The organism is Enterococcus sp. R12 (genome assembly GCF_058135755.1).
The window spans coordinates 3356330-3374355 of sequence record NZ_CM176874.1 but is presented as its reverse complement, the minus strand read 5'-3'; the positions used below and the strand labels follow the sequence as shown (position 1 = coordinate 3374355).

Here is an 18026-nt window from a genome sequence, read left to right as displayed (position 1 = left end):
AGAAGCTAATCAAAGGATCGTTTCTTATAATTAGCTTCTTTTTTATTACTTAGCTATTGTGGAGAGATACCATTTTATTTACTTATCCTAGATAGTTTTCTTATCTTAACTTTTTGTTTATCTGATTTTTTTATAACGATAACCAAGAGTCTCTTGGCATAATACCAATTTTGACTCCGATACTATTTTCATCAAAAATAGTAGAGCAGGCTCCTGATAGAATCGTTTCTTCTGGAAAGCTAACAATTGTGGATGTCCGTGCCGCCAGAAGAGCTATGGATAGATTTTTCATGTAAATTTATTTCATAGAGGAACATATCTTCTTATATGGAGGATGTTAGGAAGGTACTGACACTATTCTCATCAAAGAGAGGGACACCTTTCAATAACTAATTATATTAAGTAGGAATTTTCGTAAGTAGATTAGCGTACTTAATAAAATCATGCCTCCCTAAAATCACCCTTCGATTAACTCTACCAACACATCAGCTGTTTCTTGCGGATGGCTGATTGGAAAATGATGACCCAATGGCAGATCGACTATTTTAGTCGTTTCTCTTGGCGGTAAATAGCTTTTATCCTCGGTTCCCCATATGATCGGAATTGAAGGGTCTATTCTTTGGTGAAGGGTCATTTCTTTTAACAACCGATTTAGTTGAAGTGTTGTGTTGACTATCCGTGAAGAACGAACACTCTTCTTCACTCTTTTTAAATATTCACTAGAAGAGGCTGCTTCGTCTATCAGCAGTCCTTTTTTTGTGAAATAGGCGAGTAATTGTCGTTCAGATGCATGCTTTAAAGCTAGTTTACTGAGCCATGTTGCAGGGACCGAATCGGTTTTGTGAATAGGTGGTTGTAAAAGAATCAGTTGATCGTTCTCTGAAAAGAAGCGCTGTTCAGCGGCTGTTAATAACAAGGCGGCACCAAAAGAATGGCCGATAAAGACAGAGCCGTCAGGCAGGATATTCTTTAGTGAGCGTATCAACTCAAGATATGGTGTCAACAGCTGTTGCTTTTTAATAAACGGAGATCTTCCGAATCCTGGTAAATCTGCAATGATAATTTTTCTGCCTGTTTGCTTATTCAATGCTAGTCCCAGTTGAAAGAGATCGGTACCATCGCTAAATAAGCCATGCAAAAGCACGAGAGGAGTAGCAGAGCCCTCCAATTGATAGACCGTCGCTTCGTCGACAGCTATGCGTGTGTAGGGTGTTAGGCTTTCTTCCCCATAGGTCAAGCGAAAATCAATGTCAGCTACTGCTAGCGGGATGTTTGATGCTGCTATTTTTTTAATCAGTTCCGATTCAAAATCGCGTTTTGTCAGCCGATTGTCAAAGGTTCTATTGGTTAAAAAGTTTAAACTGCTTTCAGGAATACCCGTTAATTTGCTTCCGCCAGCTGCCATAACGAACTTGAGTAAACCAAAAGGAACGCTCAGACGAGGTTTGCTTCGATTAAGACTTTCAGAAATCAGTCCCATCAGTTGAACGATCTCTTTATCGGCGTGTTTATCGGCAACAAGGGGATACGTCATTTCGTCTTTTGTCTCATTGAATATGGTTTTGACAATAAATTGAGCGAGTACATTTTTATTGATCAACGGCAGTCGATAGTCGGTTCCTCCGGGGATAACAGGTAAGGCTCCACTTCGGATTATTTTTATAAATAAGCCAAAGCCTTCGAGTTGTTCGGTGCTGCCTGTTTGCTCATCACCGATGACGGTTGGCGGATTGATTACTGCTAAAGGAATATGGTGCTTTTTCGCTTCTTGTCGAATATAAATATCAGATAAAAACTTCATCTGCTCATAGGGCGGGGTTCCAAGTAACGCTGGATGCACCTCTTTGAATACATCCGTCGTTTCCCAGACAGAAGAATCATCCGTGAATGGGCTCATGTATCCAGCTACGTGGATGATTTTTTTTAATTTGTTTCTCTTGTTGATTTCTTTTGCAAGGGTCATGAGGTTTTTGCTACCTTCTAAAAAGGAGCGCTTCGCGGCTGCTTCTGATAAGGTGATATCCATCGGACCGCCGCAGTGAAGAATCATGTTGCAGTTCATCGCTCGTTCTTGGTCGATCGCATTTAAGCCTAAGTTCTCTTTTGTTAAATCGCCTGTTACCAACACTATTTTTTCAGAGGCTAATGCTTTCAATGGTCTTGCTTTTGCTGGATTTCTGACAATTAATGTTAAGAAAACATCTTCCATTGCGAGTTGTTTGACGACTTCTTTGCCAATAAACCCAGTTGCCCCGATAATTAAAATATTCATTATTTTCTCCTTTTTAGAACTGTTCAGTCCTATTTTAATGTAAAAAAATTACTCTTAAACGAGTAATTCAAATAAATTTTTGGCTGTAGTAGTGAGATACTGACTCTCTTTTTTTACTTCTGCTAAAAAGAGTGCCCCTTCAAGGTTATTCACAAAAATCTCCGCCGTTTCTTTGACGTTGATGTCTTCACGAAATGCTTTAGTATTTATTCCTTCTTGAATCAATCCCTCGCAGATACGCGTTAAATAATCAAAAAAATGATTGATTTTTTCTTGGACCAGCCGATCATTTTTCGGTGCTTGCATAATGAAAGTAATGAAGGGACAGCTGCCTTGATAGTCCCGCTCTTCAATTTCTTCAGCTAAACTTTCTAGAAAGGTCAGCATTTTTTCTTCCAAAGTTAGATCAGTCTGTTTCAAAATGTCTGCTAGTTTTTCTCGGTATACAGTGATCCAAAAATCAATCACTGCTAGTAATAATTCCTCCTTACTTGAGAAGTGGTAATAGACATTTGATTTTGACACACCGCTTTGTTGCACGACCTCATCCATACTGGTATACGTGTAGCCGACTTTGAGAAAAAGACTGGCGGCTGTTTCGATCACTCTGTTTTTATTTGAATGTTTATAATTTGTCATAATAGAACTATATAGTACTAATTGAATCTTGTCAATTTTTTGTTGACCGATTGATTCATTTTCTTTTTATTGTTGTAAAATTAATGTTAAAAAATATTTTAAGGTTCTTTTTTTAATGATTGGTATGTATAATAAGAACATACAGTAAGAAAGTGTATGCTGAAAAGAGGACCCTTATGAAAAAATTTGCAATTGGCTGTTTTGGGATCAGCCTTTTTATGACGATCGTTGGCCTTTTTTTACAGACGATTTTGATCCCTATTCAAGATTTCGACACAATCAGCAAAGAAGAACTTAAGAATATCCAACTTGATCTTGCTATTAATTATCCATTAGGAACTGGTATGCTCTATATCGGGCTTCCTTTGTTAGTATGCTCGAGTGGTTATTTGGTTTTTTGTTATTTTAGAGATAGGAAGAACTGAAGCTTATCTTGAAAAAATGCTTAAGAGGAACGCAATATAATATGATGTATGTTTGTATTTAAATGAAAAGGTAAATATTGTTTGTTTGGATCTGTAATGTTTGAGGAAATACTAACTAATTAAGGAAGTGCTTTATGAAAATAAATGATGTTTTGCATAGACGCCAGTATACGATTAATTTATCTTCTAATACTCCACCGCTTGATTTAGCTTCTTTAAGTAATATGGGGGTCTGGAGTAATCCAAAAGAGAAACATTATATATTGACTTTGACACACAATGACGATCCCATTAACGATTCTTCTATGTTTGAGAAAATTTTTGAGGAGCGTACTGGATTACAGTCAAAAGATTTTATATATGAAGCAAAACATGGACCGATGACCCTACAACGTGCTGTTGATTCGACTTGGTTTTGAAAATATAGAGTTTTTTGAATAGATGCAATAGCACAATGCATGAAATCATGGTATTGAGATTATTTTGAAGGAATTGAAAATAATGAATTTTTTTAGGGAAGCAGGTCTGAATAGCTATGAACAATCACGAAAAGAATCGAAAACAACATTCAATTAGCAATCTATCTAGTAATTCCTTTAACGTAGTGAATACAAAATCTGATCCTTCACAAACTGGATCACCAATACCTTTTCAAAATGGCGACTTTTCATCAGTTGATCGAAACATTCATTCTTCAAAAACAGTCGCTGAAATGCTTTGTTTCTATTTAGCAGGTAGTATTATTGCGGCAATTGGGTGTTATTTGTATATTAAGCTGCCCTTATTTGCTAATTTACTGGAGAATACGATTTTATCTTTTGCTATTACTTTTGGGATTATCATCCTAAGCTTTGTTTTGTCTCATTTTATAACGAAAGTACTTACTGCTCATATCAGAAATAAATGACCAATATGAAATGAATTGTGAGGATAAATAGATGTATTCAAATTACCAGAAGCTGCCGCACTATTTAAAAAAGTGGTATGCATTATTTTATATTTTACCATTGATTCTTCTTTTATTTGTTAATGGCTGGACAGAGTGGTTAACGTTTCCTATAACAGTAGGAATCCTATTTATTCTTTATGGAATAAGTTGTTTTTTTGCTACCAAGGCGTCTTATGGTAAAAAAGAATGGTTTGTTTTAGATGGTATCTCTTTTGGGATTGTGTTGATCGGTCTTTTTATCATTTTCAGTTAATAGATAGAAAGGATGGGTTTTTTATGCAGGAACAATTGGGGGAATCTCTTGATTACATGTTGTCTATCCTTGTGCTGTGTTGGAAGCTGTTATGTTCATTTAAAGATTACTATTTCTTGACGATAGCCATAAGCGTAAAATAAATCTATGGTACCGTAGAAATGTGCGTAGAACTTCTAAAGTTTGATTGGCTGAAGCTAATTTGAGAGGCCAGATAAACGTTTTAGGCTTGTTGTTTTGCACAGTTCTTATCTACGAATGACTGTCCTTCGTCATTTTGTAGGTCATCATTTAGGTCCCACTATTAATATGAAAGGCAGTTACTTGATCAGTGCAGATTCACTAGTCGGAGTTATAAAAACAGTTTCATTTTTACAAAGAAAAGTGACGACCTACCATTCAGTAAGAAACAATACAAGTCCGCCTCCTTTTGCAAGGGGAACGGACTTGTATTGTTTTCCCTATTAGTTTTCAGTATCTAACATCCGATTCATAAACCATTCCACTTGTTGGGGGGCATCGTGGTCAAAGAATGCGGACTCTTTTTTATCTAAAGCGGCTATTTTTTCAATGTCTTCCTGGGAAAGCTCAAAGTCAAAAATAGCAATGTTTTCAGCCATCCGTTCTGGACGAACTGTTTTTGCTAAAGCGACAATCCCTCTTTGCATCAACCAGCGAAGAACAACTTGACCAACCGTTTTGCCATATTGCTTGCCAATTTCTGCTAATGTCGGATTGGTAAATAGGTCATGGCGTCCTTCTGCAAAGGGAGCCCAAGCTTCAACTTGGACGTCATATTTTTCATGCCATTCCTGATCTTCCGCTCGTTGATTCCAAGGGTTCACTTCGATTTGATTGATTTGAGGTTTCACCTCATTCAAGCCGACAAACTCGATCATCTTAGCTGATTTGAAATTTGAAACGCCAATTGCACGTAATTTTCCTGTTTTTTGAGCAGCAACCATTGAGCGCCAAGCACCATAAATATCTCCATATGGTTGGTGAATAAGGTAGAGATCAAGATAAGTTAATCCCATTGTTTCAAGCGAATGTTCAATCGTTTCTTTTGCTTTATCTTCGGAAGCTTGGAGAATAAATAATTTAGAGGTAACAAAAAGTTCTTCTCGAGTGACTAGACCTTCAGTGATGGCGCGCTTGATTCCCTCGCCTGTTTCTGTTTCATTTCCATAAATAGAAGCAGTGTCGATCAGTCGATACCCAGCTTTGATTGCTTGGTAAACAGCTTCGGCTGTTTCTTCCAAAGGAATTTGATAAACGCCAAAGCCTAGTTGCGGCATGGTGACACCATTATTGAGTGTGATTGTTTGCATAGTGTTTCCTCCTCTAATTTTCATTGCATGTTCTATCCTAAACCTTGGAGTTAAGTCCATAGCAAGTGAAAGATGTTACTTTTTTCGTTCCCATAATTTTTCCACTTTATCAGGGGTCATATTTCCTGCTTTAAATTTTGCGATATGCTCATCATACGTTTCTATCTTATAAATAAGTAGGTCTCTTACTTCCTGCATTGCTGCTAACTTTTTCTCTAATTCTTCGAGTTGATCGGCTAAAATCTGTTTCTGAGCTTTTTCGACATTTTGACTTTCACGTACTTGCGCCAATTGAGCAAATTCAATTAGCGATTCGATGGACAATCCTGCATTTCGTAAATGTTTTGCTAAATAGATCCAGTTTAGATCATTTGTTGTGTACACCCGATAGCCACTCTCATTGCGTTGGACAGGTGGAATCACACCGACTCGTTCATAATAGCGCAATGTGTCTACGCTCAAATCAAACATTTCCGCTGCTTTTTTTATATTCATCGTTGGTTCTCCTTATCTTTTCTATAAGTAATCATAAACCCTGAAGTGGACTCTAGGGCAAGTGGTTTAAAATCGTTTGTTTAAAAGAATATATTTTGTTCGTTATGGCGACTATTCGGGAAGAAAAAGCTACAAGCATTTTTATTTCAACAGAATGATTTTAAGAAATCATTAGTATTGAAAGCTTCTTTTTGGTGTGTTTCAAAGCATATCCTGCTCTCTTAGTATTCCGAAATACATACCTAGATTATTGTTTTGTTATCTATATGAGCAAGGCATTTTTCATCCATAGATTTTAAATAAATTCATCTCATGTTATGATGATGATGAAAAATTTTAACTTGGATCAAGGAAACAATCGGTTCTTGTTATGAAAAACGAAAATAAGTTGATGAGAGTGTGACTATCCATGAATATAAAAGAAGTAAGTAGTATGAATCAAAAGTTAGAGCAACAATTAATTGAAGTTTGGGAGAGTTCTGTTAAGGCGACGCACACCTTTTTGTCAGAGACCGAAATCCAAGCCATTAAGCAATACATTCCAGAGGCATTGCATCATGTGCCACATTTGATTATCGTAGAAAGTGAAAATGGAGAGCCAGCTGGCTTCATGGGGATCTCGGATCGAAATCTTGAAATGCTTTTTATAGCAAATGAACAAAGAGGCAAGGGACTAGGAAAGAAACTCTTGGCATACGGGATGGAAAACTATGCTGTAAATGAACTGGGAGTAAATGAACAGAACCCTCAGGCGAAAGGATTTTATGAGCATATGGGATTTGAGGTATACAAAAGAAGCGAGTTAGACGAACAAGGAAACCCTTATCCGATTCTTTATATGAAGAAAGTTGATAACAAGTAGCTGTTTCTTTAATTCTTTGTTTTTGAGGATTGCTGGGCTGTATGCATAGATGCTCTAAAATTAGGTTGATTGAAGACGATTTTAGAAACAAGATAATCGTCGCAAGCTTTTTGTTTTCAGCAGTCGTTATATACGACTGTCTATCATTCATCATTTTATAGGTCGTCATCATTTAGATTACGCTGGTAATGTGAAAGGCTGCTACTCAATCAAGTCAGCTTCATTTGCAATGCCTCCAAAAAACTTTCCGATTTGAATGAAAAGCTCACCCCAAGCAGCCCCCGAAAAATAGTTTCGGGGGCTGCTTGAGGTTTGGGGGGGCTTAGCTAGCTAAGCAATGATCGATCACTAAAAAATGATCAAAACAGAATAGGCAATTTTTTGTTTTCAATCAAAAAATGTTGATCGTTTTATCAAGCAGAGGATGGCACAAGTAAGTGGAGAGTAGGTAGTGGCTATTTTTTGTGTTCAGGATGGGGAAGTAGATTTGTCTAGGATACACGTGAGGATAAACGTTTGAGGATCATTTGTTTTTGACTTACCTATGTGCCATCACTGCGAAAACCCTGTGGATGAAGGCGTCGTGTACGACACCAGATACTCGGCTGAGAGCTAAGGACGGTTGATTGCCCGTGCCTGACACGCTTTTTCTAACCGCAAAGTCGTAAGGGCTAAAGAGCTGCAACGCTGAATAAGTTGGCTGCCCCGTGCGGTTTTTGGTGTTTTTTGAACCCTACACGCTGCTATTGCTCCTCGTCTATTCGTCGCAAGCTTGGAAGATCTTTTCAAAAAATGCCCGTCAGCTGTCAGCGCGTTGTCTTTTGCATCAGGAAGCATCAGCGTTCCAACAAACCTTTGTGACCCAGTAGTCGCCCGCTCATTTTGGGCAACTGCTATCCGAGAAATCGTTGCGCTAGAAGTATGTCCGTCCGTACTTTCCAGAAAAAAGGCAGCTGAAAGTGGGCTGATACCCAACAAAAAGGCGGTTATGACGACCACAAGCGCTCTCAAAAAACTCAGTCCTTTCTTTTCAATGGTCATTGTTCTTATCTGCACTTCATGATAGCACCGAAACGCGAAGTATTTTTCGCGTTTTTTTGTTTTTAAAATAAAAAATTAGATATTCGCTTTTTTTAGATAAATGGTATACCTGAGATGGAATAAAAATAATAAAAGAAAGGACAGGATTTACAATGAAAAAAACATCATTAGTTGCAGGTTTCGTTTTAGGTGTAGGCGTTTTGTTCACTCTAGGTGCGTGCTCAACAGTGGAAGAGTCAGGGGAAGTGGTCTCTGGGTCAGGAACCGAAACGTTGATCAGTGATTCTTCAGATGAGGTGATCGTGGGAAGTGAAAATTTGAGTGATGACGGGTATTTTGAAGAAATCGTTACCAAGGGAATCGATCCGAAAGTCAAAGATGTTGTTTGGTATGAAACGAATTATGAAAATGCTGGTTGGGATCACATTCGCTTTTTAGTGAACCATGTAAAAATTGTGAATGTAGAAGCGTTCAAACACAAAGACAAAGAATACAAAACATTGCTTTCACTGAAATATCAATTGTTTAATGAAGATTCGAAAGACAAAAAAATCAAACCTGACAAAGCATATTTGGTGTTGAATGATGGCAAGAAAATTGAAGCGGAAGTATTTGTGGACTATTTAGATGATGAAATTTTGACCCATGACAAACACAAAGATGGCTTTATTCACTTTAAAGTAGCACAAGAACAAAGTTTGCCAGCGATCAAAGCAATCGAAATCGAATTTAAAGCAGATGGCGATCTGACACATACGTACCATATTGATCTTTCTTCCGCTGCTGAAAAATAGTATCTAACGATAGGAGGTTGAAAAAAATGGATACTAGCAAGAAAAAACTATCATTGTTGAGTTTTTTTGCGATAACTGCTTCAATGGTGATGACGGTATATGAGTATCCAACCTTTGCGACATCGAAGATGAATCTAGTTTTTTATTTACTCGTCGGCGGTTTCCTCTGGTTTATCCCTGTAGCCCTTTGCTCTGCGGAGATGGCTACTGTAAAGGGATGGGAAAAAGGGGGACTCTATACCTGGGTCTCAAAAACATTAGGGAGAAAATGGGGGTTTGCTGCCATTTTCTTCCAATGGTTCCAAATCACGGTAGGCTTTATTACGATGATTTACTTTATTGTCGGGGCGCTTTCCTATGCCCTAAATTGGCCGGCTCTTAATACCAATGTTTGGCTGAAGCTGATTGCCACTTTAGTGATCTTTTGGCTGATCACGATCTCGCAATTTGGCGGAACAAAAAATACTGCGAAGATTGCCAAAGTAGGGTTCTTTGTGGGGATCGTCGCAACTGGGATCATTCTTTTTATCTTAGGAATTGTCTACATTGCTCAAGGGAATCCCGTCAAAGTTTCTTTTGGATCAGGTGCATGGATTCCTGATTTTACGAAAATCAATACGCTGGTCGTTTTTGTTTCCTTTATTTTGGCCTATGCAGGGGTTGAATCTTCTGCCAGTCACGTAAAAGACATGGATAATCCTGGAAAGAATTACCCGAAAGCCATTTTGATTTTAGTCGTAGCGACGATTCTTTTGGATACGCTCGGCGGAGCAACGGTGGCTGCCACGATTCCCCAAAATCAATTGTCTCTTGATACTGGTGTGATCCAAGCCTATTCTTATTTGATCCATCATTTTGGCGGCGGGGAATGGCTGGTTCGTTTGATTGCCGTGGTCATCTGTTTAGGTGTCATTGCAGAAATTGCCGCTTGGGTAGTTGGCCCATCGACGGCGATGCTTGAAGCAGCTGAAAATGGCTTGCTACCAAAACAAATGGCAAAAGTCAATCAACACAATGTCCCAATCAACATCGTTTTGGTGCAAGGCATCATTGTTTCTATTTGGGCGGTTGTCTTGACATTAGGCGGCGGGGGCGCCAATCTATCCTTCTTCGTTGCGATGGCTTTGACGGTCTGCATCTATCTGGTTGCTTATGTTCTCTTGTTTCTTTCGTATATTAAGTTAGTCAAAGAAAAAGACGACTTAACAAGAACGTATCATATTCCTGGTGGGAAAAATGTGAAAATTGGTGTTGCGATGGTTGGTTTGCTTGTTTCTATTTTTTCTTTCTTTATTTCCTTCTTTCCACCGAGCGATATCGGATCGGGAAAAGGCGGAACCTATTTAGCCATCTTGATCATCAGCTGGCTGATAATTGTCGTGATACCGTTTGTCATCTATAAATACGTAGGTGAAAAAGCAAGCGATAAAAAATAAAAAGCACAACCTATGAGGAGGAGAGCTGCATGTTATTTAGTAAAAAAAATCGAAAAGAAGCCCAATATTTGGAACCTATCTATGGGAATGAGGCAATGGATCGGGCGATCCCTATGTACAAATTGCCAAAAGAGTCCTTGGTACCGCGGGATGCCTATGAATTAGTCAAAGATCAATTGATCGATGAAGGGGTCTCAAGACAAAATTTGGCGACGTTTTGTCAAACCTACATGGAACCAGAAGCAGTCAAAATCATGAGTGAAACCCTTGATAAAAACGCCATTGATAAAACCGAGTACCCACGGACAGCAGAAATTGAGAACCGCTGTGTCAACATGATCGCTGATTTATGGCATGCACCAGAAGCGTCTGATTTTATCGGTACGTCAACAGTAGGCTCAAGTGAAGCGTGTATGCTAGGTGGATTGGCCTTAAAATTTGCTTGGCGCAATCGGGCAAAAAAACTTGGTTTAGATATCAATAAACAAAAACCAAACTTAGTGATTTCTTCTGCCTATCAAGTCGTTTGGGAAAAATTCTGTGTCTACTGGGACATTGAAATGCGGACGATCCCTATCGATGAAGAACATGGCAGCATCAATGTCGAAAAGGTCACGGACTATTTAGATGAATATACGATCGGGGTCGTCGGTATTTTAGGGATCACTTACACTGGACGATACGATGACATCAAAGCACTAGATAAGAAATTAGAGGAATACAACAAACACACCGACTACAAAGTTTACATCCACGTGGATGCGGCTAGTGGTGGATTGTACACACCATTTATGGAACCAGAGCTTAAATGGGATTTCCGTTTGAAAAACGTTCGTTCCATCAGTACGTCTGGACATAAATATGGGTTAGTCTATCCTGGTATCGGTTGGGTGCTTTGGAAAGAAAAAGATTTCCTTCCAGAAGAATTGGTCTTCAAAGTAAGTTATCTTGGCGGTGAAATGCCAACGATGGCCATCAACTTTTCAAGAAGTGCCAGCCAAATCATCGGACAATATTACACCTTTATCCGCAATGGGTTTGAAGGCTACCGCTTGATCCACAAAAAGACCAGTGATGTTGCCCAATATTTGGCAAAAGAGATTGAAAACATGGGCTACTTCGATATTTATAATGATGGGTCACGGTTGCCGATCGTCTGCTACAAATTAAAAGAAGATGCCGACATTTCTTGGAATCTGTATGATTTGACGGATGAATTTGCCATGAAAGGCTGGCAAGTCCCTACCTATCCATTACCTGATAATCTATCACATATCAATATCCAACGCTTTGTCTGCCGGGCAGATTTAAGTATGCAAATGGCAATGGATCTGGTGCAAGACATGAAAGAAGGAATCGAGCGCTTGAATAAGCGACCAAGCCGTCATGTTTCATCTGATCAAACCTATGGCTTTTCACATTAAGAAACGGTATCGCTAGAAACCCGTTCATTGCTTTTTTCAATGAATAAAAAGACCCTTTATGAAACGTTTTTTGCAAGACTGAATGAACAATGGTTTATAGAAAAATCAAAGGCGGTTGCATCGACTGCCTTTGATTTTTTTGCTTATACGAACGGGTAAGTACTTGATAGTGTCATTTTTTAAGAGAAAGTAAAAAAATGGCGCTTGATAATTTCATTTATTGACATTTCTAGCTTGTGATAGTATTAATTATTATGGTCTAAATATATTTTTTTAGAGAAGCATGTTTTACATAAACAAAAAGAAAATCCGAGAACATTGTCGCGAGGAAACTCTGAGGAAAGTTCGTCTGGCAGGGCGCATTTTTGTTCGTTCGTTTTGGTTTATTTGGGGAGTAAGTGAAGGAAAAGTATGTGTAGAAAGGGCATGTTTTTACTACATTTGTTTGTTTCATAGGAAATGTACTGCTATCTTTTTCTGTAAATTGGTTGTAACTATTCGAAAAGAATAAGGATTTACACAGGAGGAAAAACAGTCATGTATAAAGAAGACTTACTGGATAAAGACTTGAAATTGGAGTACATCTTGCTCAAATTCTTGTATTTATCGACGGGTCATATCAAAAAAAGTGATGCGTGTCGGGAATTAGAGATTACGATGCCAACCTTGACGAAACTATCAGAAAATCTTCAGCAACAACTAAAAAATGAGAAGGTCTCTTTTGCAATCAACCGTTATACCCTTGATCTGCAAGTAAACGACAGCGTCTCATTGGATGATTTGACCGACACGTTATTGAAAAAATCTGTAAAATATCAAATCATCCATTATTTGTTTCAACATGCGGGCTATGACGCTTTCGTATTAGCCGATGAATTAAAAATAAGCGTGGGGACACTGAATCGTGTGATTGCAGAGTGCAATCAGCTGCTGCAGCATTTTGAATTAAAGATAAAGAACAAAAAGCTAGCGGGAACGATGACGCAACGCATTTATTTTTACTATAATTTTTTAAAAATGGGGGAAACAGCGATCGATTCTGTTTTGATCGATGAGCTGGTGGCGGAGCTAGCGAAAAAAATAACCCTCTCGATTGCGCAACAAAAGCAGTTGAAGATCTGGCTATTTGTGATCATGAAAAAAGTCACGCCTCACACAACTTTGGGAAGCTTAAGTCCGGAGGAACAAATCAAAATCAATCGTTGCCAAGAAATGCCGATTTGTCGCTTTATTCGACAGGCCTATGTGTCGAAAAAAAGCATCTGTTCAGTAGACGAAGCCAAGATCGTCCCCTTCTTTATCTGTCTTTTTCTCGTTACGGTAGGAGGAATTCCTTACGAGGAGCTTCGCTTAGGGTTGTATACCAATAAAAATCCTGTCTTTGAGATTACCGATGAAGTGATGGCAGCGATCCAGTCCATTTATTGTCTTGAAGCCTCGCATACGACGATCGATATTAAAGCCAGTGTCTTCTCCTTGATCGCACAAGTCTATTACTTTCATGGGGTAAATTACTCCATTGACAGAGTCACCTTGAATTATTACCACAAGCTGTTTCACAATTCCTTGCGAGATCAAGTGATTACAGACATCCTGCAACACATTATTGCACCAACCAACTTGTTTACGCCCACGAAACTCAACTACCTCAAGAAACGTCTGGTCTTTTTAATCTATCTGTTATCACCGAAAGAGGAATATCGGGTACGGATCGGGGTCTTAAATATGGGCTCCAGTCTTTTGGCAGATGCTTCCATTTACTTGTTAAAAAATGAACTAAAAGGGAAACAAAATGTGACTATTTCTCCTTACAACAATGAGGAAGAATACGATTTGCTGATTTCAAACGCCCGTGTCCCTCAACTTGGCAACAATTATGGTCAATTTTATCAAGTGACTGCCATCGGTGCCGATTTAGATGTCAATCAGGTTTCTGCGATCGTCGATCAAATTGCTTACTCTAAGTACCATTCTTTTGTGGTGTGAGCCATTACTTGTTAGTTAAAAAGCAGTGAGTCAACGGATAGGTGATTCGCTGCTTTTTCAATTATCTGCAAAGGATGAGAAGGAAAAGGAGCTTGAATTGCTCTTATCATTGATGACAGAATAAGAATAGGGATCAGTCAAGCAGCTTTCTGCTAGATAAATGTGCCCAGTATCCTTGTATAACGTATCGCGACAGAGCAGAAGACATCAAGTGTGAAAATAACAGAAGGGTTTCAAAATACTGATTTTGGAAGGAGGTAAAAAAAGACCCACATAGAGATGTGAGTCTGCAATCATTAGTTTTGATTTTCTAATTTCTCTAGAACCTTTTTGGGAATTGCGTCTTTTTCAACGCCATTCGGGCCTTTTATTGTACGCTTTTCACTGATCACCGCTTTTACATAAGAATTTGGTGTTAAGGGTTTTGCGTTATCTTCTGATAATGAAACCTCAAGGGTTTGGGTGCTGCCATCTTCTTTTACAAAGTTTAATGTGTAATCGTAAGAATACCAAGGAGACTGGTCACCGATGCCGCTCTTACTTTCGTGTTGGACTTTAGGCGGAATCTCAGACGGGACATACGCGTAAGCTGTTTGTCCTGAGTAGGTGGATTGATAATATTCATATCCTTTGTATCCAACAAACCCTAAAAGTACGACTAAGATGAATCCGATTATTTTTTTCATATAAACCATCCTTATCCTCAAATATGGAGCTATTATAACAGAATGGTTCTATAGATGACCTTTCATCAGACGAACAGTTTTGCAAGGAGAAACGTTACTAGCCAGTCGTGAAAAAGCAGGGAACGCCGCTAGTAAAGGGTTTGATCTATAAATCGTCAGGGGATTGGTGCTTAGAGCGACTAGAAATAAGAGGGAAAGTAGACAACAAGACCTTAATTAAAAAACACAGTATGGAAAATGTTTCTTTTATGTATGCCCAGCAGCAGACAACTTGATGAGACGTGCCGTTTGTTTTTCACTATAGAAAGGTGAAAATAGCGCACCAGTTTCATAAAAAACCAGCAAAGGCGCTCCGTAAGAGGACCGTCTTTGCTGTTTTTTTTACAGAAAATGCTTGAGAGCAGTCCATGGCAGCTTTTTATGGTTCGATTTTACTATACAAATCGAGGGCTCTTTTTCTGGCTTCGTTGTGGTCAACTACAGGCAACGGATAGTCGGTGCCTAAAACTACCTTTAGGTCGGCTTGTTCTTCGTCAGTCATCAAGTAGGGTTCATGGATGAATTTTAGCGGCAACTGGGCGAGTTCGGGAACAAATTGTTTGATAAACGTCCCATCCTTGTCAAATTTTTTCCCTTGTGTGATGGGGTTGAAAATTCGAAAGTAAGGAACCGCATCGGTGCCAGTCGAAGCTGCCCACTGCCAGCCGCCGATATTGCTGGCAGCGTCGTAGTCGATCAATTGTCGAGCAAAATAGGCTTCTCCTTGCCGCCAATCGATCAGTAAATCTTTGGTTAGAAAGGAAGCTACGATCATCCGTAGACGGTTATGCATCCAACCGGTCTGATTCAGCTGCCGCATCGCGGCATCAATGATCGGATAGCCGGTTTGCCCTGCTTGCCATTTGGTTAGCTCCTCTTCATTCTTTCGCCAATCCATGTTTCGATATTTCTCAATGAGTTCATAGTTTTTTTGTTCAGGATGGCTGAAGTAGATCATATGATAAAAATCTCGCCAAGCCAGTTCTTTTAAAAAGGTCGCTTTGCCAGTGCTGGATGGCATTCCTTGGCAAGCGGCCCAAACCTTCCGAATGGAGATTTGTCCAAAAGACAAGAAAGGGGACAGGCGGCTCGTTCCTTTGATCGAAGGGATATCACGGTCTTTTTCATAGGCGGCCAAACGCTTTTGCACAAATGCCTGCAATTGCTTATGCGCATAGTCTTCCCCAACGATCGTTGAAAAATCGGTCTTTCTATTTTCTAGCAGCTTAGTAAGCAGTGTTGTCCCTGCTTTGAAGTGAGGGGCATCATCAAAATGAACGGCTTTTTCAAAATCGAGGGCCTGCTTTTGATACACCGGTTTGGACAATTGAATCCATTTCTTATAGTATGGGGTAAATTTTTTGTAGTACGTCCCATCCTCTTTGGTGACTTCTGTTGGTTGATGCAGATGATGGTCTTCAAAAGAATGGACAGTGATGCCTTTTTTCTCGACCAATTCTTTTATGTAGAGATCACGTTTACGACCAAATCCACGGTTATCAAAGTTGAAGTAAAGCTGGCTCCATTCTGGATAGCAAGCGAACAACTGATCAAAGGCTTCTGTCAAAGTCCCTGTCAATAGGTGGATCGTCAGATTTTGCTTTTTGGCAGCCTCGATAAAGTGGGCAACTGCGCTAAAAAAGTAATCATGGCTTGGCGCCTTGGGGAGAAACTGCTTGTCATTGAGATGAAATACACACAACAAATGGTCGTTTTCTTGAAGAGAAAAAAGCGCCTCAGTCAGTGCCGTGTTGTCCTCTAAGCGTAGATCCTTTCTAAACCACATCACATGAATTGCCATACAAACCTCCTTGATAGTATAACCGTGCAAAAAACGATCGGATTTCGTTTATAGTAATGGAAAGATGGGATTTATTCAAATTTGGCGATTGTTTCAGCTAACCAGAAATCTTGGCAATCGTCCGTGACTATAGAAAACGTATGGAACAAGAAGATGCGTCGCTTTTCAATAGACGATCTTGTAAACAAAAAAAATCGAACACAGAACAAGAGTCTGCGTTCGATTCTAGCAATCAACAAAATTATTTCATTTTCCGTTCATCTGGCACGATGTCTGCTTTTAACAACCAGATGTGGAAGAACCATTCTGCCACACCGATCAATACTGCTGGGATCAATACTAACATCCAGATGTCATTTGTATAGTCCATATAAGTCAGATACAGCCATAGGATAAGGGCTGCTGCGCCGGCATCTGCGATCGTTGCCGCAATGTTACCGATCTTACGCAAAATGACCAAGTCGCCTAGCACATAGATCATCACCACAATGATCACACCGACGATCGTCGAGTCCATAAAACTGACATCGTAAATCCCTGACAACACAATCCACAAAATCGCCCAAATCATTAGTGCTTTGACAACCAACGCTTTTAGATGTTTCATTTCATACACTCCTTTTTATTATTTATTCCAAAAGCAAGAAGGTCATCTTAGTGATAACCTTCTATTTCAAGACTATCATCTGACATTTTTTGTGTCAAAAAAAATGATTGGTTTGGTTTTTTATACTATTTTAAGCATATTTGCTTGACGAATAGTCGTAAATAGTTTAAACACTTTAAGGAATGATCAGTGGGATCAATTTGTGAAACGAAAGAAGAATAGAGGGGATTTTGTAAGGAGATAAAGTATCGGTACAGTATTTACTGGAATCAAACAATTTAGCAAGGCAATTTAAATGGAGCGACCCGCCAAAGTCAGATTTTGATCTGCTTTTCGAGGGTCGCTTTATGCCGTCTTCTTATTTATTTTCTCCTAACAGCTCGAAAATAATTGATCCCGGTTCCTGCAAATACTACGAAACTAGCCAATAGAAACAAGAATCCTACGGGAATCAGGTAGAAATTTTCATGTAAAATACCGGATTGATCGATATATTCCACGGCGCTTGCTTTGATGAAGAAGCAGGCAAAGCCGAATAGTAGTAAAAATGTTCCGATCAAGGTCGTGATCAAATTGAGTTTGGCGCGTCGGGTCTCGCTGCCGTCTTTGATTAGTTTTTCAGTGATCTTGTTCACTTGAGTTCCTCCTAAAATCAATTCATCAAGCGAGAGTTCAAAAATCGTGGCGATGGCAATCAGCATTTCTAAATCTGGTAGATTGCGATTGTTTTCCCAGTTCGAAACGGCTTGTCTCGTCACGTGTAGTTGAGTGGCAAATTGTTCTTGGGTCAAGTTATTTCTCGTGCGTACTTCTTTGATTTTTTCGCCAAATTCCATCTTTTCTTCCTTTCGCTGATGTGACTTAAGCATAGTCGAAACCCTCGTTGGTTCCAAGAAAGCAGGGCTTGCTGCTTGATAAATCAAGGGAAAGTGGTGCTTGCGTCGCTTTTTTGTCAGATCTTGGTTAGGGCGGGAGCCAATCATCTT

General features: G+C 39.2%; 17 protein-coding genes. 8 read left to right on the top strand and 9 right to left on the bottom strand.

From position 1 onward, the window contains the following. Positions 1-457: 457 nt before the first annotated feature. Together ACTW1R_RS15740 and ACTW1R_RS15735 are read right to left on the bottom strand one after the other, a co-directional pair. On the bottom strand, positions 458-2272 hold the full coding sequence (locus tag ACTW1R_RS15740) for an alpha/beta fold hydrolase (protein WP_375826752.1): 1815 nt from the start codon (positions 2270-2272) through the stop codon (positions 458-460). Between the two features lie 54 nt (positions 2273-2326). After that, entirely contained in the window at positions 2327-2911 is a 585-nt protein-coding gene (locus ACTW1R_RS15735; RefSeq protein WP_489927317.1) for a TetR/AcrR family transcriptional regulator, read from the bottom strand. 176 nt (positions 2912-3087) lie between these two features. Here ACTW1R_RS15735 and ACTW1R_RS15730 point away from each other — a divergent pair, with 176 nt between their 5' ends. The 3 genes from ACTW1R_RS15730 (at position 3088) to ACTW1R_RS15720 (ending at position 4243) form a co-directional block, all read left to right on the top strand. Continuing rightward, a complete protein-coding gene (locus ACTW1R_RS15730) occupies positions 3088-3336 on the top strand; it encodes a hypothetical protein (protein ID WP_005230532.1) in 249 nt (82 codons plus the stop codon). 134 nt (positions 3337-3470) lie between these two features. Then, entirely contained in the window at positions 3471-3755 is a 285-nt protein-coding gene (locus tag ACTW1R_RS15725) for a hypothetical protein (RefSeq protein ID WP_375826754.1), read from the top strand. 116 nt (positions 3756-3871) lie between these two features. Next, positions 3872-4243 (top strand): hypothetical protein, encoded by a 372-nt coding sequence (locus tag ACTW1R_RS15720; protein WP_375826755.1) that lies wholly within the window; start codon positions 3872-3874, stop codon positions 4241-4243. A gap of 759 nt (positions 4244-5002) precedes the next feature. Here the strand turns inward: ACTW1R_RS15720 and ACTW1R_RS15715 are convergent. Together ACTW1R_RS15715 and ACTW1R_RS15710 are read right to left on the bottom strand one after the other, a co-directional pair. Next, positions 5003-5869 (bottom strand): aldo/keto reductase, encoded by an 867-nt coding sequence (locus tag ACTW1R_RS15715; protein ID WP_375826756.1) that lies wholly within the window; start codon positions 5867-5869, stop codon positions 5003-5005. Between the two features lie 75 nt (positions 5870-5944). Next, positions 5945-6364, bottom strand: a complete 420-nt coding sequence (locus ACTW1R_RS15710) for a MerR family transcriptional regulator (RefSeq protein ID WP_005230545.1) — start codon at positions 6362-6364, stop codon at positions 5945-5947. A gap of 409 nt (positions 6365-6773) precedes the next feature. On the opposite strand from ACTW1R_RS15710, the gene ACTW1R_RS15705 reads away from it, so the two are divergent. Next, positions 6774-7226, top strand: coding sequence for a GNAT family N-acetyltransferase (locus ACTW1R_RS15705; RefSeq protein WP_140966164.1), 453 nt, complete (start codon positions 6774-6776; stop codon positions 7224-7226). 612 nt (positions 7227-7838) lie between these two features. Here ACTW1R_RS15705 and ACTW1R_RS15700 read toward each other — a convergent pair. Further along, positions 7839-8267, bottom strand: a complete 429-nt coding sequence (locus tag ACTW1R_RS15700; protein ID WP_489927316.1) for a hypothetical protein — start codon at positions 8265-8267, stop codon at positions 7839-7841. A 152-nt stretch (positions 8268-8419) separates the two neighbouring features. On the opposite strand from ACTW1R_RS15700, the gene ACTW1R_RS15695 reads away from it, so the two are divergent. The 4 genes from ACTW1R_RS15695 (at position 8420) to ACTW1R_RS15680 (ending at position 13907) form a co-directional block, all read left to right on the top strand. Beyond that, a complete protein-coding gene (locus ACTW1R_RS15695) occupies positions 8420-9061 on the top strand; it encodes a hypothetical protein (RefSeq protein WP_489927315.1) in 642 nt (213 codons plus the stop codon). 26 nt (positions 9062-9087) lie between these two features. Continuing rightward, positions 9088-10497 (top strand): amino acid permease, encoded by a 1410-nt coding sequence (locus ACTW1R_RS15690; RefSeq protein ID WP_016612532.1) that lies wholly within the window; start codon positions 9088-9090, stop codon positions 10495-10497. 29 nt (positions 10498-10526) lie between these two features. After that, positions 10527-11921, top strand: a complete 1395-nt coding sequence (gad, locus tag ACTW1R_RS15685; protein ID WP_375826758.1) for a glutamate decarboxylase — start codon at positions 10527-10529, stop codon at positions 11919-11921. Positions 11922-12458: 537 nt separating this feature from the next. Further along, on the top strand, positions 12459-13907 hold the full coding sequence (locus ACTW1R_RS15680; RefSeq protein ID WP_128487656.1) for an AcpB/EbpR/MafR family transcriptional regulator: 1449 nt from the start codon (positions 12459-12461) through the stop codon (positions 13905-13907). A 296-nt stretch (positions 13908-14203) separates the two neighbouring features. On the opposite strand, the gene ACTW1R_RS15675 is transcribed toward ACTW1R_RS15680, so the two are convergent. The 4 genes from ACTW1R_RS15675 to ACTW1R_RS15660 form a co-directional block, all read right to left on the bottom strand. Further along, complete coding sequence (locus tag ACTW1R_RS15675) at positions 14204-14602, bottom strand: YxeA family protein (protein ID WP_010748936.1); 399 nt, start codon at positions 14600-14602, stop codon at positions 14204-14206. Positions 14603-15011: 409 nt separating this feature from the next. Continuing rightward, complete coding sequence (locus tag ACTW1R_RS15670) at positions 15012-16433, bottom strand: cryptochrome/photolyase family protein (protein ID WP_375826759.1); 1422 nt, start codon at positions 16431-16433, stop codon at positions 15012-15014. Between the two features lie 241 nt (positions 16434-16674). Next, positions 16675-17040: a DUF2512 family protein gene (locus tag ACTW1R_RS15665; protein ID WP_010748938.1), complete on the bottom strand. Its 366-nt coding sequence runs from the start codon at positions 17038-17040 to the stop codon at positions 16675-16677. A gap of 362 nt (positions 17041-17402) precedes the next feature. Continuing rightward, positions 17403-17876 carry a DUF3955 domain-containing protein gene (locus ACTW1R_RS15660; protein WP_167822310.1) on the bottom strand — a complete coding sequence of 158 codons (474 nt, stop codon included), beginning with the start codon at positions 17874-17876 and terminating at the stop codon, positions 17403-17405. Between the last annotated feature and the right edge of the window lie 150 nt (positions 17877-18026).